Source organism: Chitinophaga polysaccharea, assembly GCF_902150045.1.
Lineage (GTDB): Bacteria > Bacteroidota > Bacteroidia > Chitinophagales > Chitinophagaceae > Chitinophaga > Chitinophaga polysaccharea_A.
In genome coordinates, this window is record NZ_CABFVU010000001.1 from 1,292,574 (window position 1) to 1,311,616 (window position 19,043).

At 47.9% G+C, this 19,043-nt stretch carries 18 protein-coding genes; 10 read left to right on the plus strand and 8 right to left on the minus strand.

Annotated elements, in window-relative coordinates; genetic code table 11:
• Positions 1-4 precede the first annotated feature (4 nt).
• Positions 5-889 carry a cation diffusion facilitator family transporter gene (locus tag FN124_RS05170; RefSeq protein WP_142683696.1) on the minus strand — a complete coding sequence of 295 codons (885 nt, stop codon included), beginning with the start codon at positions 887-889 and terminating at the stop codon, positions 5-7.
• Between the two features lie 88 nt (positions 890-977).
• On the opposite strand from FN124_RS05170, the gene FN124_RS05175 reads away from it, so the two are divergent.
• The 5 genes from FN124_RS05175 to FN124_RS05195 all read left to right on the plus strand — a co-directional run bounded on the left by FN124_RS05175 (position 978) and on the right by FN124_RS05195 (position 4,090).
• The gene (locus FN124_RS05175) at positions 978-1,565 is read left to right on the plus strand and encodes an RNA polymerase sigma factor (RefSeq protein WP_260607332.1); all 588 of its coding nucleotides are present in this window, start codon (positions 978-980) and stop codon (positions 1,563-1,565) included.
• Positions 1,566-1,580: 15 nt separating this feature from the next.
• A complete protein-coding gene (locus FN124_RS30830) occupies positions 1,581-2,066 on the plus strand; it encodes a PX domain-containing protein (RefSeq protein ID WP_185937095.1) in 486 nt (161 codons plus the stop codon).
• Between the two features lie 12 nt (positions 2,067-2,078).
• Positions 2,079-2,288: a hypothetical protein gene (locus tag FN124_RS05185; protein ID WP_142683697.1), complete on the plus strand. Its 210-nt coding sequence runs from the start codon at positions 2,079-2,081 to the stop codon at positions 2,286-2,288.
• Between the two features lie 197 nt (positions 2,289-2,485).
• On the plus strand, positions 2,486-3,052 hold the full coding sequence (locus FN124_RS05190) for a DinB family protein (RefSeq protein ID WP_142683698.1): 567 nt from the start codon (positions 2,486-2,488) through the stop codon (positions 3,050-3,052).
• A gap of 36 nt (positions 3,053-3,088) precedes the next feature.
• Complete coding sequence (locus tag FN124_RS05195; RefSeq protein ID WP_142683699.1) at positions 3,089-4,090, plus strand: patatin-like phospholipase family protein; 1,002 nt, start codon at positions 3,089-3,091, stop codon at positions 4,088-4,090.
• A gap of 71 nt (positions 4,091-4,161) precedes the next feature.
• Here FN124_RS05195 and FN124_RS05200 read toward each other — a convergent pair whose 3' ends face one another.
• The 6 genes from FN124_RS05200 to FN124_RS05225 all read right to left on the minus strand — a co-directional run bounded on the left by FN124_RS05200 (position 4,162) and on the right by FN124_RS05225 (position 10,515).
• On the minus strand, positions 4,162-6,051 hold the full coding sequence (locus FN124_RS05200) for a M1 family metallopeptidase (RefSeq protein ID WP_260607333.1): 1,890 nt from the start codon (positions 6,049-6,051) through the stop codon (positions 4,162-4,164).
• A 91-nt stretch (positions 6,052-6,142) separates the two neighbouring features.
• Entirely contained in the window at positions 6,143-7,213 is a 1,071-nt protein-coding gene (locus FN124_RS05205) for a winged helix DNA-binding domain-containing protein (protein WP_142683700.1), read from the minus strand.
• Between the two features lie 79 nt (positions 7,214-7,292).
• The gene (gene rsmI / locus FN124_RS05210; RefSeq protein WP_142683701.1) at positions 7,293-7,961 is read right to left on the minus strand and encodes a 16S rRNA (cytidine(1402)-2'-O)-methyltransferase; all 669 of its coding nucleotides are present in this window, start codon (positions 7,959-7,961) and stop codon (positions 7,293-7,295) included.
• Between the two features lie 102 nt (positions 7,962-8,063).
• Positions 8,064-8,309: a phosphoribosylformylglycinamidine synthase subunit PurS gene (gene purS / locus FN124_RS05215; RefSeq protein ID WP_142683702.1), complete on the minus strand. Its 246-nt coding sequence runs from the start codon at positions 8,307-8,309 to the stop codon at positions 8,064-8,066.
• 46 nt (positions 8,310-8,355) lie between these two features.
• The gene (locus FN124_RS05220) at positions 8,356-9,123 is read right to left on the minus strand and encodes a CDP-alcohol phosphatidyltransferase family protein (RefSeq protein ID WP_142683703.1); all 768 of its coding nucleotides are present in this window, start codon (positions 9,121-9,123) and stop codon (positions 8,356-8,358) included.
• 99 nt (positions 9,124-9,222) lie between these two features.
• Positions 9,223-10,515, minus strand: a complete 1,293-nt coding sequence (locus tag FN124_RS05225) for an aminopeptidase P N-terminal domain-containing protein (protein ID WP_142683704.1) — start codon at positions 10,513-10,515, stop codon at positions 9,223-9,225.
• Positions 10,516-10,839: 324 nt separating this feature from the next.
• On the opposite strand from FN124_RS05225, the gene pckA reads away from it, so the two are divergent.
• From pckA to FN124_RS05245, 4 genes are all read left to right on the plus strand, one after another.
• A complete protein-coding gene (gene pckA, locus FN124_RS05230; protein WP_142683705.1) occupies positions 10,840-12,441 on the plus strand; it encodes a phosphoenolpyruvate carboxykinase (ATP) in 1,602 nt (533 codons plus the stop codon).
• A gap of 258 nt (positions 12,442-12,699) precedes the next feature.
• Positions 12,700-13,587 (plus strand): bifunctional methylenetetrahydrofolate dehydrogenase/methenyltetrahydrofolate cyclohydrolase FolD, encoded by an 888-nt coding sequence (folD, locus tag FN124_RS05235; protein ID WP_142683706.1) that lies wholly within the window; start codon positions 12,700-12,702, stop codon positions 13,585-13,587.
• 75 nt (positions 13,588-13,662) lie between these two features.
• Complete coding sequence (locus tag FN124_RS05240; RefSeq protein WP_260607334.1) at positions 13,663-14,289, plus strand: 7-carboxy-7-deazaguanine synthase QueE; 627 nt, start codon at positions 13,663-13,665, stop codon at positions 14,287-14,289.
• A 256-nt stretch (positions 14,290-14,545) separates the two neighbouring features.
• Positions 14,546-16,438, plus strand: coding sequence for an OmpA family protein (locus FN124_RS05245; RefSeq protein ID WP_142683707.1), 1,893 nt, complete (start codon positions 14,546-14,548; stop codon positions 16,436-16,438).
• A gap of 581 nt (positions 16,439-17,019) precedes the next feature.
• Here FN124_RS05245 and FN124_RS05250 read toward each other — a convergent pair.
• Positions 17,020-17,820 (minus strand): 5'-nucleotidase, lipoprotein e(P4) family, encoded by an 801-nt coding sequence (locus FN124_RS05250; protein WP_142683708.1) that lies wholly within the window; start codon positions 17,818-17,820, stop codon positions 17,020-17,022.
• Positions 17,821-17,899: 79 nt separating this feature from the next.
• On the opposite strand from FN124_RS05250, the gene dprA reads away from it, so the two are divergent.
• Positions 17,900-19,030 carry a DNA-processing protein DprA gene (gene dprA, locus FN124_RS05255; protein WP_260607335.1) on the plus strand — a complete coding sequence of 377 codons (1,131 nt, stop codon included), beginning with the start codon at positions 17,900-17,902 and terminating at the stop codon, positions 19,028-19,030.
• The last annotated feature ends 13 nt before the right edge of the window (positions 19,031-19,043 follow it).

Below are 19,043 nucleotides of genomic sequence, written 5' to 3' on the forward strand. Positions count from 1 at the left end.
TTGGCTAAGATCCAAATCCTGTTTCCAGTGTGGAGTGGCGGATGCCCAGGTGCTCCAGTTCATGGCGCAGCGCTTTTTTCAGGGCTTCGATGCCGGCCGCGTCCAGCCGGGGATCTATGGTTACCTGGGCCGTTAAGGCGTTTTCTGTGGTACTGAGCGCCCACACATGGATATGATAAATATCCTTTACCCCATCCAGGGCCAGGGCCTTTTTCCGGATCTCCTGCAGGTCGATATCCTTTGGCACTCCATCCATCGACAGGCGCAGGCTGTCGCGCAGCAGGCCCCAGGTACCAAATACAATAACTATCATTACAATAATACTCAGTAAAGGATCCAGCCAGTACCATTTTGTGTAGATGATCATAATGCCGGCCAGCACCGTTCCAAGCGATACCAGGGCATCAGCGGCCAGGTGGAGATAGGCTCCTTTAATATTCAGGTCTTTTTCTTTGTCTTTAAAGAACAGCCAGGCGGTAAATGCGTTGATGAGGATACCGATGCCCGCTACTATGGCAATTGGCGTTCCGGGCACTTCATAGGGCTGGCTGAAACGGCGGATAGCCTCGTACCCGATCACTCCTACCACAATAAGCAGCAGCATGGCGTTAAACAGGGAAATAAGAATTGTACTTTTGCGGTAGCCGTAAGTATAGCCGGGGTTGGAGGTTATTTTGACCAGGCGGAAACCGAGCAGCGACAGGGCCAGGCTGGCCACATCACTGAGATTATGCCCTGCATCGGCCATGAGGGCCAGGGAATGGGTAAGAAAACCGGCAATAAACTCCGTTGCTACGAAAGCCAGGTTAAGGGAAATTCCCCATATAAAAGCCCTGTTAACCTGGGCATTATTTAAAGGAGGGGTATGAGCGTGGGCATGATCATGCATAAACAACAGATTTCCTTGTACGTAATTTAAGAAGATTTTTTTTGTCCTTATAAAATATCCATTCTGTTGTTTCGTCATCCTTATTAAGATGAAACAACTGGTCCTTACAAATAGCATTATGGCCATAGAGCAAAACGAACGCATACAGGCAACCGTGAAGCAGGAGCGTAAGCGATTGCTGCACTTTATCCGGCAGCGGGTAAGTAATGCGTCGGATGCTGAGGATATTTTACAGGATGTTTTCTACCAGTTTACCGAATACCTGCGCCTTGGCAGCCAGGTGGATTCAATTACCGGGTGGCTGTTTGCCGTTACCCGGAACAAGATCACCGATTGGTTCCGTAAGAAGAAAGAAACTCCTTTTTCTGATTTCACGCGCGAGATAGAAGGCGAAGAAGTGCTATTTCTCCCCGAACTGCTTTCCGACAGGAATATGGAGGCAGACACCCCCATGACGAAAAAAATTATGTCGGAAGCCATTATGGAAGCCATCGACGAGCTACCGGCCGATCAGCGGCAGGTATTCCTGCAACACGAACTGGAGGGAAAATCCTTTAAGGAAATGAGTGAAGAAACCGGCATCGGGGTTAATACCCTCCTGTCACGCAAACGTTATGCAGTACTGTTCCTCCGGGAGCGACTGGCGGAGCTGTATAACGAATTACTTAACGACTGATTTAATTATTAAGATATGAGAAACAATTTTGGCAGAAGAAGAGGTGGTCTGCAGGTACTAAAATTTGTAGTACTCGGCGCACTTTTCATTACGGCGGTAGGATTTGCTACCATGTTGTTATGGAACTGCCTGATCCCTGAACTGTTCCATGGGCCGGTAATCACTTTCTGGCAGGCACTGGGACTGTTGTTACTGGGCAAACTGCTTTTCGGATGGCATCACAACCATCACGATAAATTCAACCGGGGCAGGGAATGGAAGGCCCGCCTGAAAGAACGCATGGCCACCATGACGCCGGAAGAACAGGAGAAAATGCGGGAACAACTGCGCAACCGCTGCAGAACCGGCTTTGAAGGCTGGAGACGCGACGACTGGTACCGCGGCCGTGACCGCGAACGTGATGACCGGGAACGCGAACGTGATGACCGCGACCGGGAACGTGGCCGTGGCCCTTACCGCGATCCTGAAGCCCCTCAAAACGACGAAAAAGAATCACACTAAAAACATTGTGCGATGATAGGAATATTCAAAACCAATATAGGCAGCCCGGAAGAACGCCAGCAGATGATCCGGGCCATTGCTTCCAGTTTTCCGGTAGGCGCCTGCCATGTGGACCTGGACGATTGCGATAAAGTATTACGCATTGCCGATCTCCAGGTGGAAGAGAATATTATTATAGAATTCGTTCAAAAACAAGGCTTTGAATGCGCTGTGCTGGAATAATTTAAGTTTTTCTTCATAGCTGATCAATATTCCCGGGCTACATGGCGGTTTTATTATACATAAATCCATTTTATATATAACTTGCTATTGGCCGGCTCGCAAATCTGACGTAACTTCAAAGGAGAATGCAGTGCCCCGGGTATATTGTTTACAAAGCCAGGTATTGTGTATTTGAAATCCTCTAAATTTTGTTTCCTATGTACCTGAACCAGCACGAGATCAAATCTCTATTAAATACCAGTTTCGACAACTTCGTGGATTTTGTGAATACGTTGCCGGATATACGATTTACCGCATCTCCTTACGGTAAATGGTCTGCCGGCCAGCAGCTCGATCATCTCATAAAATCCATCAGGCCCGTAAGCAGCGCCCTGGGATTTCCCAAAGTGACGTTGCTTTATTTCGGCACCAGCGCCATCCCGTCAAGATCATATGACCAACTGGTAGCAGACTACCAGCGGGTACTGAATGCCGGTGCAAAGTCGACCAGGGCTTACCAGCCAGGGGTGATCTACCCGGCGCAGCGAACTGCATTGATACAGGGTTTTCTTCTTCAGAAAGATAAATTAATCAGCAAACTGGCCGGCTGGCCGGAAAGTGACCTGGACAAGTACCGCCTTCCCCATCCCCTGCTTGGCAAGCTTACTATCCGTGAGATGCTGTATTTTATTGCGCATCACAATGACCATCACCTAGGAAAATTAAAGGACCAGGAACTACAGGGACATACCTGGGAAAACCAATTACAGCAGCTGATATTTTGATTTTTTAGTTAAATTGTCGCTACCTAAAAAATCCTCATGGCTACAACTGCGTTAGTCATCAGTGGCGGCGGCTCCAGGGCAGCATTTGCTGTTGGCGCTCTGAAGCACTTATATTCACAACAACCAGCCATTGATTTCGACTTTCTCTGCGGCACCGGCATCAGCTCTTTAATTGCCCCCCTGGCGGCTTTGGGCGAAATAACATTGCTGGAAAAACTATTCACCAGCAACACCACCGCCGACCTGGTAAGCACCAGCTCCATGCTACAACGCTTTCCCCAAAACAACTCCCTTTACAACGCCACCGCCCTTACGCATAAGATCACCAATATTTTTACGGATACCCGTTTCCGTGCCTTGCAGCAACTGAACAAGGAAATATTCGTGAGCGCCCGTTGTCTTCAAACCAACCGCATCACTTACTTTTCCCCGTCAGGTACGGATATAGTGACGAAAGATTATGATGTAATATCCCTTCACGATAATTACACTTTCCGTGAAGCTATGCAGGCATCCTGCAGTATGCCTGTATTTATGCCGCCAGTGGAAGTGGCCTCTCTCCCCGACCATGTACAGCAGTTCACCAACGCCGGAGGCGCCCACTATCATCCTGTGAAACTGGCTATAGAAAAAGGCGCCACGGAGATCTATGTGATCCTTCTCACCCCGGAAATACCAGGCGAAAATGATATCTTATTTAAAAACCTGCTCGATATCCTGGAACAGCATGTGGATAACAACACCAATGAAATAGCTGCCACAGATATCCTGGTAACACAGCTCATCAACAATGCACTTACCTACCTTGATGCAGTAAAAAAAAATCTGAAAAAAGCAGGCATCAGCGCCGCAGATATAGCACGGTACTTTGATGCACCTGCCGCCAATCCCTTCAGGGGAAAACGAAAGATTAAGCTACATGTCATCCGCCCGGAAAAAGCGCTGGATGTACATATGGGAGGACTGGAATTTATACCGCAGGTAATGAAAGAAATGATGGAAGAAGGAGAACGCAGGGCTGCAGCTTTATTGACATAGACATAAATGAGTACCGGGACTTTGTTTTTATAAACAACATCCCGGTACTCATTTATTAACAACGTATCTTTTTAAAACACGGCTTTATTATTACTTCTGTCCACATCCGCCATACGCTGGCTGGGATCTATTTCCAGCTCCCTGATATCTGAAAGCGGGGTATCCAGTTCCACTTCATAAACAGGGTTTGTCCAGTACCAAACGGGATCGACTATACGTTTTACATCCGGGTACTCATTAGGTTTTTCACCGTACATGATGGACAATGGAATATAATGCAGCACTTTGTTGCCGCTTTTATCAGTTACCATAAAATCAATGGGCATAGGCATATATCCTATTTTGCGTAAACGCACCACTGTTTTATTGCCTTTTGCAAAAACGCTGTCGATACCATAATCGATATGCTTCACCGCATTGATAAAATACTGCTTGTACCAATCCAGCTCAATACCACTTTCCTTTTCCATTACCCGCACAAAATCATTTACGTTAGGATGTTTGAAACGCCATTCGTTATAGTAGCGCAGCAGGCCATTGTCGCGGTTTTGAGCGCCAATTACATAACCCAGCTGTTCCAGGAACACAGCGCCTTTGGAGTAAGCGGTAAGACTGTAGCCATAGTTGGTATTAAAGTGATCGGCATGTGTACTGGCCGGCTCTTCATACGGGCTTCCTGCCAGCGCAAAATAACCGGCGTAAGAGCCTTCCATTGCATTACGTCCTTTCAGTGAATCGATGGTGTTATAGATCACGTTGTTTTCCGCAAAGGTGGTAAAGCCTTCGTCCATCCATGGATACAGGTTTTCGTTGGTGGCCAGCATTCCCTGGTACCAGCTGTGCATCCATTCATGCATGGCTACCCCATACAGGCCACCCATTTTACCGTTGCCCATAATAAGGGTACCCATGGGGTATTCCATGCCACCATCGCCTCCTTGTATAAAGGAATATTGTTCGTAAGGATAGGCGCCGTAGTGTGCTTTGATATAGGCATAGGCAGCAGGAACCATTTTTGCCAGCTGCGGCCAGGTATTGTGGGTAAATTCATTGTCGATGTAAAAAAAGTGGGCGGTAAAGCCATCTACTTTCTGCGTGATATGCTTGTAGTCCGGATCGGCAGCCCACATGAAATCATGCACATTAGGTGCAATGAAATGCCAGGTGAGCGTGTTACCGGAGGGCGGCGTTACTTTTGCGCCAGGTTTTTCATACCCATGCCCGATCTGATCAGGGTTTTGCAGGTAACCGGTACCGCCTATTACATATTTTTTATCGATGGTGATCTTAACGTCATAGTCGCCCCACACGCCATAAAATTCACGGGCAATATAAGGAGTGGCATGCCATCCTTCATAATCGTATTCACACATTTTAGGATACCACTGCGCCATGGAAAAGTCAACGCCTTCCGAGTTATTGCGGCCGCTGCGACGGATCTGTACCGGCACCTGTGAGGCAAACTCCATATCAAACACTGCTTTGGAGTGCGGCAGGATCGGCTTATCCAGCGGCACTTCCAGGATGGTTTCCACTACTTTAAAATCCTGTGGTTTTCCATCGCGTTTAAGGGAGATGATCTTCTGGTAGCCTATTTCGTCGGGCTTAAGTTTGGAGATACGGTCGCGTACCCGGTTGTCCCAGTCGCGGAGCTCGTTGCCGTTCTTACCTTTTCCCAGCACAATTTTACCCAGTTCACGGCTGCGCACATCCATCATACTTCCCGGCTGAAAAGCGTTCCAATACAGGTGATAAAAGACCTTCTTTAATGTATCGGGGGAGTTGTTGTAATATTCAAGGTGTTGTTGCCCCTTGAACTGGTTGGCCGGCGCATCCACCTTCACGTCCATTGTATACTTTACTCTCTGCTGCCAGCGGTCCGACTGCGCGCTTAGCTTTAACCAGCTGCCTGCCAGCAAAGCGATGGCCATACAGCTGCCTGTTGTAACCGGGTACTTCATTCCGTTTCATTTGGTTTAAGCAGCTAAAATAAGGATCATTTAGCGATTTCGCCATTGATATTTGATGAATGCGGGAGGGCCGGGATATAAATCAGGAGAAACTGCTGAGGGTAAGCCCGAGAAAATCCGCATACCGTTGTGCAGCAGGCTCAAATGCTTTAAGGGCAGCCTTTTTGAGTGGTTTAAACGGGTCGGTAACAATGGCTACACTGTCTTTTTTAAACGTGCGTTTCCAGGTGCCGGTGACCTGGCCATTGCTCACCATAACAGGATTAAAAATGCCGTTGATGGTCATTACTTTTTTGGCAAACTGCATGTCTATCAGCGTACTGCGGTCTTTATAGCCAATGAAATATTCATCGAAGGCCGGCAGCAGCAATGCGGTATCCTGTGGTGTTTGTTTCTTTCCCGGGGCCATCCAGTAAGTGGTGTCATTCACTTCCAGTGATTTTAAGGCGGATTGTGCGCCTTCCAGTCCGGCTTTGGCGTCTGTAACGGGCAGGCCTGCCCACTGGGAGAAATCGGCTACAGTAGCAGGGCCATGGCTGGTAAAGTAGCGCGTTGCCAGCGTTGCCAGCGATTCCTGTTTATTGTATGCGGTGGTACCTGGAAGCCATTCATCGAGCAATGTATAGGTGAATTGTTTACCACTCAGGGGGCCGTTACAGATGATACCGTTTATAGCGGCGTGGTAAATGATATGGTTCATGCGATGATCGTCTGTATTGATGCCTTTTTCCTGTAGCAGGGTAACCAGCTCTTTGCGGGTAAGGTGATTCCCTCCCTGTAATGCTTTAGCGATGTGCTGGCCGGTTTTCTTCAGGAGGGCTTCATCCATTTCCAGTTTACGCATCATACTGCCCATGCGGGTTTTTATAGAAGGAGCGATGAGCTGCAACATCCAGCGCACATCGGCGGCGGCTACCAGGTGCAGGGTGCCGCGGAATACGGTGGTGCGGATAATGGTTTTGTTGAGAAGGGCTTTTTCTATATCTGCATCGGTGCTGCCGGGAAGCCTGACGCCAACGCCCCATTTGCTGTTGGCATGCTCCTGGGCCTGCATGGCGCCGAAGTAGGCAACAAGGTCCTGTGGTTTTTTAAACGCAGTTTTGATCAACTGCTGGTGTTGCAGTCGTAATGCGGCAATATCAGTAACGGGCATGGCTAAATGATTTGTTATACAAAACAACAGCACGGGTGCGGCAAGGGTATGCCGGCAATCAACGGGAAGTTAAAAATAATTATTCAACGCCCTGCACTACTACCACAATTTCTCCTTTTACCCCTTTTTCGCTGAAATAATCGTGTACTTCCTGTAGTGTGCCCCGTTTATTTTCCTCGAACATTTTGGTGAGTTCCCGGCAAACGCAGCATTGGCGGTCTGGTCCGAAGTACTGGATCAGGTCGGCCAGGGTTCTGAGCAATCTCATGGGCGACTCGTAGAAAACGATGGTGCGTTCTTCCGTGGCGAGTTTTGTAAAGAGGGTATGGCGGCCTTTCTTGAGGGGGAAGAAGCCTTCAAAGGCAAATCGGGTCATGGGGATGCCGCTGTTCACCAGGGCGGGCACAAAGGCCGTGGCGCCGGGGAGGCATTCCACGGGTACGCCTGCACGGGCACATTCCCTTACCAGCAGGAAGCCGGGATCAGATACGCCCGGTGTACCGGCGTCTGTGAGCATAGCCATTGTTTTACCATCCTGCAGCTGTTGCAGGAGATGCTGTACTATTTTATGCTCATTATGCTGATGGTAGGGTGTAACGGGTTTGTTGATCTGGTAATGCCGCAGCAGTACGCCGGACGTGCGGGTATCTTCCGCGAGGATCAGGTCTGCTTCTTCCAGCACTTTTACGGCCCGGTAGGTAATATCGGCGAGGTTACCGATGGGAGATGGAACTAGATATAATTTCATAATTTAATTACGAATTACGAATTACGAATGTGTGGGGAGATGCAGCCCGGAGACAATTCCAGTTATCTCCCCACAGCTCCGTAATCCGTAATCCGCAATTAATTATTGTATTTGTACTTCAAAAGATTCCATTACCTGGTTTGCCAGCAGCTTCTGGCAGGCATTTTCAGCGATCTGCCTTGCTTCTTCCTGGCTGGCGGCTTCAATTTGCAGAGTAATGTGTTTACCAATACGTACATCTTGTACCTGGCCCAGGCCGAGGTTCTTGAGACCACTCATTACCGCTTTTCCCTGCGGATCTAATAATTCTTTCAGTGGCATCACATTGATATGTGCAGTAAAAGTCATTGTGCTAGAAATTTTGCCGCAAACCTACATCAAAAAATCCAGAATGTTAAACCGCTTCTATTTTCGGCGGTACTGCTACCGATAATATTACGTAACAAATAAATATAAAGGGAACGGCAGCGAATTGCAGGAGCGGTATGCTTATAATGGTAAGAAGGATCAGCAGGAAACGGGGCCAGTTGGCCGCTAGGCTTTTACTTTTAAATTTCAGGCTGATCATGGGGATTTCGGCCACCATCAGGTAACATAGCAGGGCAATGATGATATAGAGCACCCATATATTCTGGAACCAGTGGGCCAGGTTGAACGGGTTAAATAAAACGATCAAAGGGAAAGAGGCCACCAGCACGGCTACTGCGGGAGTTGGCACCCCGATGAAATTTTCCGACTGACGGGTATCAATATTGAACTTAGCCAGGCGATAGGCGGCGAAGCAGGGCACCAGTAAGGCCGGCGCCAGGTTGATGACAGACACATCAAAAACATCCGGTTGCTGGAAATACGCGCTGCGCAGGAGGCGGTACAGCATCATACCAGGTACCACGCCAAAAGTAACTACATCCGCCAGTGAATCCAGTTCTTTTCCCATAGGACCAGATACTTTGAGAAGACGGGCTATCATGCCATCAAAAAAATCAAAGATCCCTGCAATCACTACCAGGGCGGAAGCCCAGTATACCGGTTCAGGGCTGATAATCGTATAGTCGGCACCGTTAATCTCTGCGCGGTATTCAGGAGCGTGCAATATACAGATAATGGCCAGCGCACCGCAAAAGAGGTTACATAGGGTAAGAATATTCGGTAATTGTTTCATTAACTATGATTATGATGATTTGTGATTATCCTGGTGAGCGAAGATAGAATATTGTCTTTTAATCTTTGCTTACCAGGATAATCATAAAAATCACCATCGTTATTTTGCCATCAGCGCTTCAATTTCATCGGCAGTGATGGGAATATTCTTCATCAGGTCCACATTACCTTCGGCCGTGAGCCAGATATTGTTTTCGATGCGGATACCCAGTTGTTCTTCTTCAATATAAATCCCTGGTTCGATGGTCATTACAGCACCTACCGGGATTGGCTGATGGAAAGAAGGACCGAGGTCGTGCACATCCACGCCGAGATGATGGGAAATGCCATGGTACAGGTATTTGCGGTAGGCCGGTGTTTCCGGGTCCTGGTTTTTTACCTGTTCTTCTGTAAGCAACCCGATCTTTATAAATTGTTTGGTGGCTTCCTCTCCTACCATTTCGTGGTATTTAGCGATGGTAATACCGGGGCGGAGAATGGATTTCGCGTAGTTATGCAGGTGCAGGCAGGCATCATATACCTGGCGCTGGCGTGGTGAAAATTTTCCGTTTACCGGTACTGAGCGGGTAAGATCGGCATTGTATCCGCCGTATTCCGCACCAAAATCCATCAGGACCACTTCCCCGTCTTTACACTCCTGGTTATTGGAAACGTAGTGGAGGGTGCGCGCACGGTCGCCGGAAGCGATGATAGAGCCGTAAGCCTCGCCGCCGGAGCGGTTGCGCAGGAACTCGTGCAAAATTTCCGCGTGGATCTCATGTTCCCACACACCTGGTTTGATAAATTTCAGCAGGCGGCGGAAAGTTTTTTCCGTGATATCCATTGCTTCCTGCATCACTTTAATTTCTTCCGGTGTTTTTACCGCACGCAATTCTTTGAAGATAACGGCTGCGCGCAGGTAATTATGCAGCGGGTAGCGTTCTTTCATTTCCTGTGCATAGCGGTAATCCCTTACCGGTACCAGGTTTGCCTTGCGATTATTTTCATTGGAATTCAGATAGATGTTGGCCGCATCGTTGATCCACTGTTGTAAAAGTGCATCCAGGCTATCGAGCCATATTACGGTAGACATACCGGATACAGCGTAGGCTTCATCTTTGCGTAACCGGTGCCCGTCCCACTTTTCCTTTAATTCGTTCGGGCGTACCAATACCAGTACTTCGCGGTACTTAGGATCCGGGTTATCGGGAAACAATACCACCATGGTATCTTCCTGCTCAATACCTGTAAGCCAATACAGATCTGAGTTCTGTTTGAACTTGTACAAGGCGTCGCCATTGGTGGGCAGTTCGTCGTTGGAGTTGATAATAGCTATAGACTGCGGCTGCATTTTAGCCACAAAGCGCTGGCGGTTCTTTACAAACAGCTGCGGATCCAAAGGCAGATTCTTCATGTCGCTTAATTTCAAATGAGGGCTCAAACCTATGTAAAATTCGGGAGGTAGAAATGTGAAAAGGGCTTGAATTAGCAAATCGGTCAATATCTGCAACATTAAATGACAAAATCGTACTAATATTTCCTTACAACTAATTAATAGTATATTCTCTCTTTTTTGGTTAGACAATCTAGCAATGAACCACACACATTTTGAAGATATTGCAACGATCACCCATAAAGCGGTAACTAATTTCTAAATTTCAATGGTATAACACCTATAGAATTCGATAATATCAAAAAATCGCTAGTTTTGCTTATACACCAAAACAATCTTGCTTTTATGCAAATAAGTAGCGTAAGGAATCCTGTTGCTGACTTACGGGGACTTGGCATAGAGAACGTAACGAACGTCTATTACCAACTGTCACCCGAACAACTAGCGGAGCAAACGGTGGCCCGTAAACAAGGAGTATATGCCGATACAGGCGCATTGGCCGTAAACACCGGGGTGTATACCGGCCGCTCACCCAAAGACAAATTCATTGTAAAAGACAACATCACAACGGGCACTGTTAACTGGAACGATTTTAACCTCCCTATCTCTGAAGAAAATTTTGATCGTTTATACAGCAGGATCACCCGTTATTTCAGCGGCAAAGATGTATGGGTGCGTGATTGCTATGCATGCGCCGACCAGGATTACCGGGTCAACATCAAAGTGATCACAGAATTGCCGTGGTCAAGCCTGTTCGCCTACAACATGTTTTTACGCCCTTCGGAAGATGAGCTGGATGAAATGCACACCGACTGGACCGTGATCCAGGCCCCCGGCTGCCTGGCGGATCCTGCTACCGACGGCACCCGCCAACAGAATTTCTCTGTAGTGAACTTTACCAGGAAGATCATTCTTATAGGCGGCAGCGCCTATACGGGGGAAATCAAGAAAGGTATTTTCACCATCCTGAATTATGAACTGCCGCAGAACAAAAATGTACTGAGCATGCATTGCTCCGCCAACATGGGCGACGACGGTGATACCGCTATTTTCTTTGGTCTGAGCGGCACCGGAAAAACCACGCTGAGCGCAGATCCTGCACGTAAGCTGATAGGCGACGACGAACACGGATGGACCGCTACCGGCGTATTCAATTTTGAAGGAGGGTGTTATGCAAAATGTATTGATCTTTCCGAAGAAAAAGAGCCGCAGATATTTCATGCCGTACGTGAAGGTGCGTTATTGGAGAACATCAAATTTTTTCCGGGTACCCATACGGTAAATTATACAGATTGTTCCATCACGGAAAACACTCGTGTATCTTACCCGTTGCCTTATATTGAAAATGCGATGGAGCCTGCCATAGGCGGCATTCCCAAAAACATATTCTTCCTTACCTGCGATGCCTATGGTGTATTGCCACCGGTATCCAGGCTGTCGCCCGGACAGGCTATGTACCAGTTCATTTCCGGTTATACCGCGAAAGTAGCCGGTACCGAAGCTGGTATCACCGAGCCAAAATCCACTTTCAGTGCCTGTTTCGGCGCGCCTTTCATGCCTTTGCATCCTGCACAGTATGCGCAGATGCTGGGTGAAAGAATGCGCAAATACGATGTTAATGTGTGGCTGATCAACACTGGCTGGACCGGTGGGGCCTATGGTACCGGCAGCCGGATGAAGTTGTCGTATACCCGTGCCATGATCACTGCTGCACTGAACGGTAGTCTCGATAAGGCAACCTTCCATCCGCATCCTGTATTCGGTTTCGCCATCCCGGATCACTGCGACGGCGTTCCATCCGATATACTGGATCCGCGCAATACCTGGGAAGACAAGGCTGCATACGACAGGCAGGTAAAGGATCTGGCCGGTCAGTTCATCCGTAATTTTGAAAAATATGCAGGCGCATCTGCACCGGAGATCCTGGATGCGGCGCCAAAAATTTAATAACACCTGTGATCTGGCTCTTCCGTTGCGTATATCAGCAGGAAGAATTATATTCAAGTTTTGCCTTATAATTTCCACTGAACCAATCGTAAGTTCCTGACGGGCGCAATGCCCGGGCAAAACAAGTTCCTTTACAGGGGCTTGTTTTGCCGGATCTTAGGAAATATTTTCTTCCCCTCCCCCTACTTACTGCAGCAGGCACTTCCCAAAAAGCGGATTTCATAGCTGATTACATACAGCTTTTTCTTACCTTTGCACATGCAAATTTTAGACGGTAAACTCGTTTCTGAGGCTATAAAAGCCCAATTAGCCGCCCAGGTGGCCGAATTGAAGGCCGCTGGGAAAAAGGTCCCTCACCTGGCTGCCATATTGGTAGGTAATAATCCGGCAAGTGAAACCTACGTAGCATCCAAAGTAAAATCATGTGCAGAATGCGGTTACAATTCCACTCTTCTGCGTTTTGATGCACAGATCTCTGAAAAGCATCTGCTGGACCAGATCATTCTGCTGAATGAGAACCCGGATGTGGATGGTATCCTTGTACAATTGCCATTACCCAAACATATCAACGAAGAGCTGGTGATCAATACCATTGATCCAAGCAAGGATGTGGATGGTTTTCATCCCATGAACGTAGGTAAAATGGTAAGCGGATTACCTGCATTTATTCCGGCTACTCCATACGGTATTATGCTGATGCTGGAGCACTACAACATTCCCACCAAAGGAAAGCATGCCGTGGTAATAGGCCGCAGCCATATTGTAGGTACGCCTATGAGCATTTTGCTGAGCCGCAATACCAACCCTGGTAACTGCACTGTTACCCTTACGCATTCCCAGACACATAACCTGGCTGAAATTTGCCGTCAGGCAGATATTATCATTGCTGCTATAGGCCGGCCGGATTTTGTAACTGCGGATATGGTGAAAGAAGGCGCTGTAATTGTGGACGTAGGTATTAACCGTGTGGAAGATGCCAGTAAGAAAAGCGGTTTCCGCCTGAAGGGTGATGTGAAGTTTGATGAAGTAGCGCCCAAATGCAGCTATATCAGCCCGGTACCGGGAGGTGTAGGTCCCATGACCATCGCTGCATTACTTAAAAACACCTATCATTCCGCTATTGGTTTGAGAGGAAGTATGAACTAACCGGCAGACCGGAAAACTGATTTAGCATTAAATGCAGCCGGACGCTAAAAAAACCGGACCTTTGTGAAGTAAGACATGTCTGTAACAACAATAAATATTAATACCGATACTCTCCCTGTGATGGAGCGCTTTTACACCATCCAGGGAGAAGGCTACCACCAGGGAAGGGCAGCCTATTTTGTCAGGCTGGGTGGCTGTGACGTAGGTTGTGTGTGGTGCGATGTAAAAGACAGCTGGGATGCAGACAAACATCCGCAGGTAGCCGTTTCTGAAATTGTAACGGAAGCAGCCGCTTACCCGGGCCGCATTGCGGTGATTACCGGCGGAGAACCGCTGCTTCATAACCTCGATGCACTTACCCGCTCCCTGCATAAACAGGGATTTCATACGCATATTGAAACATCCGGATCTTCCCCGCTCAGTGGTAAGTGGGACTGGATTACTTTATCGCCCAAAAAATTCAAGGCGCCATTGCCGGAGATCTGCAAGGCAGCACATGAGCTGAAAGTGGTGATCTTTAATAAAACAGATTTCGCCTGGGCCGAAAAATATGCCGCCTTAGCGGGCAAACATTGTAAGCTGTACCTGCAGCCGGAGTGGGAACGCAGCGCCGAAATGACGCCGCTGATCACGGAGTATATCAAGGATCATCCCGAATGGACCATGTCGTTACAGATCCACAAGTATATCAACGTTCCTTAATCGCCTTCGGCGATGCGAATTTTGCCTTGGAACACTGATTAGGCTGATTATAATGATTTGTTTGATTTTTACTTTTATTTTTTTAAGCAATAAATATTAATAAGGGAGATAAAAAGGTGTATATCCGCTTTTATCTCCCTTATTATTAAATAAAATCAAACAAATCATTATAATCAGCCTAATCAGTGTTCCAAGACAAAATTCGCTTACACTATTTTTCCCGGTAATTTCGTTAATTACATTGCGAATACATACTATGAAGAAAACCTCCCTGTTAATACTAAGTTGCCTGTTGGGTTCCGGGCTGCTGTTGCAAGCCCAGACCGTTACCTATGAGAACGCTCCTAAAAAGGCCAAAGCCAGTTTTGACCGCGCTATTGATGCCGTAAGAACTTACCAGACCAAAGCCGCTATCGGGCTGCTACAGGAAGCTATTAAAGCAGCGCCCAATTTCACGGATGCCTACGGGCAAATGGGTTTATGCTATGTGGAACTGAAAGACTATGCTGCCGCCACAGCTGCTTTTGAAAAATTAAAACAGCTGGACAGCAGCGGATTGCGCCCGGTAATGGTACCCTATTCAAAAGCCATGGCGGGAACAGGTAATTTCGTAGGTGCGTTACAGTTAATCAATCAATACATTGCAACTGTAAAGTCGAAAAGCGCCAATGCGGAAAAACTGAAAGTGAATTATGAATTCGCCGTAAACAATGGCAGGCAGGCAGTACCATTCCACCCCGAAAACCTCGGAGATCCGGTAAACAGTAAAGACCCGGAATACTTCCCCTCATTAACCATTGACAGTAAAACATTGATCTTCACCAGGCGTGTAAATGGCCGCAACGAAGATTTCTATATTACAAACCGGGATAACGATCACTGGTCTGCTGCACAAAACATGGGTGAACCTGTAAATTCCTCTTTCAATGAAGGCGCACAAAACATTTCACAAGATGGTACCATGCTGGTATTCACAGGCTGCGAATTTCCGGAAGGCAAAGGCAGCTGCGATCTCTACTACTCAGAAAAAACGGCTTCAGGCTGGACCACACCAAAGAATATGGGAGCGCCCATTAATACACGCGACTGGGAATCACAACCCTGCCTCAGCGCCGACAAACAAACACTTTATTTTGCACGTGAAACACCAGATCACGGTGCAGATATATTTGTAACCAGGCGGCAACCCAACGGGCAGTGGAGCGTTCCGGAAAGGATGGGGCCCAATATCAATACCAACGGCAGGGAAACAACTCCTTTCATCCATGCCGACGGGCAAACACTGTACTTCGCTTCCGACGGGCATCCCGGGTATGGCGGACTGGATATCTTTTATTCGCGGCGCCAACCGGATGGCAGCTGGGGGCCCGCCACCAACCTTGGCTATCCTATCAATACCATTGATGAAGACGCATCGCTGGTAGTGGAAGCAAACGGGAAAACCGCCTACCTGGCCTCTGATCGCTCCGATACCCGCGGCGCACTGGATATTTACAGCTTTGAACTTTATCCCGAAGCACGCCCCCTGCAAACACTGTATGTTAAAGGGTATGTGTACGACACGCTCACGCATAAACGCCTCACCGCCAATATCGATATCACCGATCTGCAGGGTGGGTACAATATTGCTACCGTTACCACCAATGAAAACGGCGACTACCTGGCCCCGTTACCGGTAGGAAAAGATTATGCCATGCACGTGAACAGGAAAGGATATCTTTTTTACTCCGATAATTTTTCACTGAAAGAACATAACCCGGGTGTACCTTACGAAAAAAATATTCCATTACAACCACTGGCAGCCAACGCGAGCATCGTGTTAAATAATATTTTCTTCGACAGCAAACAATATAACCTGAAACCTGAATCTGTAACAGAGCTCAACAAACTGGTAAACCTGTTGAAAGATAACCCGGCTGTAAAAATTGAAATTTCAGGATATACCGACAATGTAGGATCGGACAAAGACAATCAATTGCTTTCCCAGAACCGTGCAAAAGCAGTTGTGAGCTACCTGTCTGAGAAAGGCATTAAGCCAGACCGGCTTACTGCAAAGGGTTACGGCGAAAGTAACCCCGTTGCTACCAATGACACCGAAGAAGGAAGAGCTGCCAACAGGCGTACGGTGTTCCGGATTATCAGCCTGTAGCGGATTTTGTCTTTTCCAGGATTATGATGATTTCGCTGATTATACTTTTGGGATTTTGTAATAATTAAGGGAGATGTAAGCGGACGCTTATATCTCCCTTAATTATTTTTAATCATCAGTATTGTCAGGTTAAGGCATGAATGGGAATAGAGTTACTTTCCGAATACTTCTTGGATACTTGTTGGATACTTAGGAGTCGTCTATGTGTAGCACTCCTCATACACTCAGGATATACTCCTCATACACCCATTATGTGGTCAACTCGAACTAATAATGCACTTTCAATGTGCTTAGTGCATGCACTCAGGATACCAGAAATCGGTTTACATTGTCGTATAGCTGAGCTGATTGCCGGGTATTTTTTTATAATTCTTCCGGGTACAAAATCCGGCAAAAAGCGCCAGAACCGGCGGATTGGTTTGGCCGCTTTTTGCCAGGATGGTAATTTAGTGGTAGCCTTTATTTCAATGCGTGTACCAGTGTCCTGCTGCAATTATCCGTAGAGCGGCACCTGAGCGCCTTCATCGGCTGATATTGCGGATCAGGATAGCATTGCAGCGCCGGCGACGGGGAACGCCGCATTAGTAATTCCGCAACCTGCTTCGCAGTATGGAGTCTTTCTGCTGGGTAGTTAGCTTATACTGGAAATTGTAGAGCGCTCCTTCCCAGTCGCCATACATAGGATTGGGGAGAACGATATACCGGCTGCCGAAATCCGGCGCAGCCTGTAATGTAGCGGTATTTCTTTCCTCAAAAGGTTTTTTATCGAAGGTGGAGGAGAAGTCGCCAAGGTTATCTCCAAACAGCATTACAATTTCATATTGCTGTAATACCTGTTGCCGGCGCGGCTCTTTACCGGAAGTAGTGGTTTTCAGAAACAGGTGCTCATTGTCTGCATCCGGGAACTGGTAGTGCTGGAGGTTTTGCAGGGTTACCGCCCTTTCGGCTTCCAGCCTGTTGGTGATATAAAATACTTTCACGCCTTTGGAAGCAGCGTATTTAAAAAAGGAGGGAGCGCCGGGAACTGTGTCTGCCACGGCTTTGGCCGTCCATTCCATCCAGCTTTTATCATCGTATGTTTTGCCGGCCAGCGCCTGGTGTACCGAGTAAGGACTGTTGTCGAGTACGGTTTCATCGATATCAGTAACTACCGCCAGTGGTTTGCTGCCTTTGGCCGCGATGTACTGATCGAGGCGAAGGGCTGCCAGCTGGTATGCCTGGAGGCACAGTGCTTTGTATTCGCCGGATTGCTGCTGCCATAGTGCAGCCCATGCGGGGCCTCCGGGAAGCAGTGGCGATCCCGCATTTTTTTCTGCTACCGGCCGGGTAGTTTTACAGGCCAGTAATCCTGCTGCCATTATGCCTGTCAGTATCCATTTCATCTTCATAAGAATATCCGTTGGTAGCTGCAAAAATAATTCATGCCAGGGAGAAAAAAGTGCCGGGAGAAAATTGTAAATTATGCGGAAATTATTGTTTGTTATGCCCCAGGAACTCATGTATCAACTGGCGTTAACCCGTATTCCCCTGATCGGCGATATAACTATAAAGAAACTGCTGGAACATTTCGGCAGCGCCGGCAACATTTTCAATGCCCGCAGGCAGGAGCTGGAAAGGATTGAAACCGTAGGCGCCATAAGAGCGGGCGCTATCCGTAGTTTCCGTGATTTTACGGAGATAGAAAAGGAAATAGCGTTTATGGAGAAGCACAGGATACAGCCGTTATTCTGTACAGATCCGGCATATCCCCAACGGTTGCTGCATTGCTATGATAACCCGGCAATGCTGTATTACAGGGGCAATGCATCGCTGAATGCCGCGCGGATGATCAATATTGTGGGCACCCGGCACCCTTCTGCCTATGGCAGGAGCGTTTGTGAGGCGCTGGTTGCGGGCCTTTCAGAGGCTGGTGTTACCATTGTTAGCGGTTTGGCCTATGGTATTGATATTATTGCCCATAAAACCGCCCTGACATCTGGGATTCCCACTATTGGGGTGCTGGCACATGGGCTGGACCGGATCTATCCGCCGGTGCATAAGCAGGTGGCTGTGCAGATGCTGGAGCAGGGCGGGCTGCTTACTGATTATCCAAGTCAGACGGCGCCCGACCGGCAGAACTTTCCCAAGCGGAACCGGATTGTAGCCGGGCTCTGCGATGCCACTATAGTAATAGAAAGCGGAATGCGTGGAGGCTCACTGATCACCGCCGACCTGGCCAACAGCTATCACCGCGATGTGTTCTGTATCCCCGGAAGGCTGCATGATCCGCAATCGGCAGGTTGTAATTACCTGATCGGGCAAAATAAAGCAGCGCTGCTCACCGGTGCAGCGGATGTACTGGCATTTATGGGCTGGCAGGAAAAGACGGGAGCCGGCTCCGTACCGGTAGCACAAACCCGGTTATTCCCGGAACTGAGCGAAGAAGAACAGCTGATCATGTCGCTTTTCCGGGAAAAATCACAGCGGCACCTGGAGGAATTGTACCTGCAAACACGGTTATCAGGCAGCCAGGTAGCTACCGCCGTATTTAACCTGGAGATGCAAAGTGTGCTCAGAAGCTTACCTGGACAACTTTATGAACTGGTTTGTTAATGATTAATTAACA

Coding starts and splice junctions, on each gene's coding strand:
- dprA (WP_260607335.1), top strand. CDS start 17,900: ATGCGGAAATTATTGTTTGTTATGCCCCAGGAACTCATGTATCAACTG.
- FN124_RS05175 (WP_260607332.1), top strand. CDS start 978: ATGAAACAACTGGTCCTTACAAATAGCATTATGGCCATAGAGCAAAAC.
- FN124_RS30830 (WP_185937095.1), top strand. CDS start 1,581: ATGAGAAACAATTTTGGCAGAAGAAGAGGTGGTCTGCAGGTACTAAAA.
- FN124_RS05220 (WP_142683703.1), bottom strand. CDS start 9,123: ATGAAACAATTACCGAATATTCTTACCCTATGTAACCTCTTTTGCGGT.
- FN124_RS05205 (WP_142683700.1), bottom strand. CDS start 7,213: ATGCCCGTTACTGATATTGCCGCATTACGACTGCAACACCAGCAGTTG.
- FN124_RS05225 (WP_142683704.1), bottom strand. CDS start 10,515: ATGAAGAATCTGCCTTTGGATCCGCAGCTGTTTGTAAAGAACCGCCAG.
- FN124_RS05195 (WP_142683699.1), top strand. CDS start 3,089: ATGGCTACAACTGCGTTAGTCATCAGTGGCGGCGGCTCCAGGGCAGCA.
- FN124_RS05190 (WP_142683698.1), top strand. CDS start 2,486: ATGTACCTGAACCAGCACGAGATCAAATCTCTATTAAATACCAGTTTC.
- FN124_RS05185 (WP_142683697.1), top strand. CDS start 2,079: ATGATAGGAATATTCAAAACCAATATAGGCAGCCCGGAAGAACGCCAG.
- FN124_RS05240 (WP_260607334.1), top strand. CDS start 13,663: ATGTCTGTAACAACAATAAATATTAATACCGATACTCTCCCTGTGATG.
- folD (WP_142683706.1), top strand. CDS start 12,700: ATGCAAATTTTAGACGGTAAACTCGTTTCTGAGGCTATAAAAGCCCAA.
- FN124_RS05250 (WP_142683708.1), bottom strand. CDS start 17,820: ATGAAATGGATACTGACAGGCATAATGGCAGCAGGATTACTGGCCTGT.
- FN124_RS05200 (WP_260607333.1), bottom strand. CDS start 6,051: ATGAAGTACCCGGTTACAACAGGCAGCTGTATGGCCATCGCTTTGCTG.
- FN124_RS05245 (WP_142683707.1), top strand. CDS start 14,546: ATGAAGAAAACCTCCCTGTTAATACTAAGTTGCCTGTTGGGTTCCGGG.
- pckA (WP_142683705.1), top strand. CDS start 10,840: ATGCAAATAAGTAGCGTAAGGAATCCTGTTGCTGACTTACGGGGACTT.
- FN124_RS05170 (WP_142683696.1), bottom strand. CDS start 889: ATGCATGATCATGCCCACGCTCATACCCCTCCTTTAAATAATGCCCAG.
- rsmI (WP_142683701.1), bottom strand. CDS start 7,961: ATGAAATTATATCTAGTTCCATCTCCCATCGGTAACCTCGCCGATATT.
- purS (WP_142683702.1), bottom strand. CDS start 8,309: ATGACTTTTACTGCACATATCAATGTGATGCCACTGAAAGAATTATTA.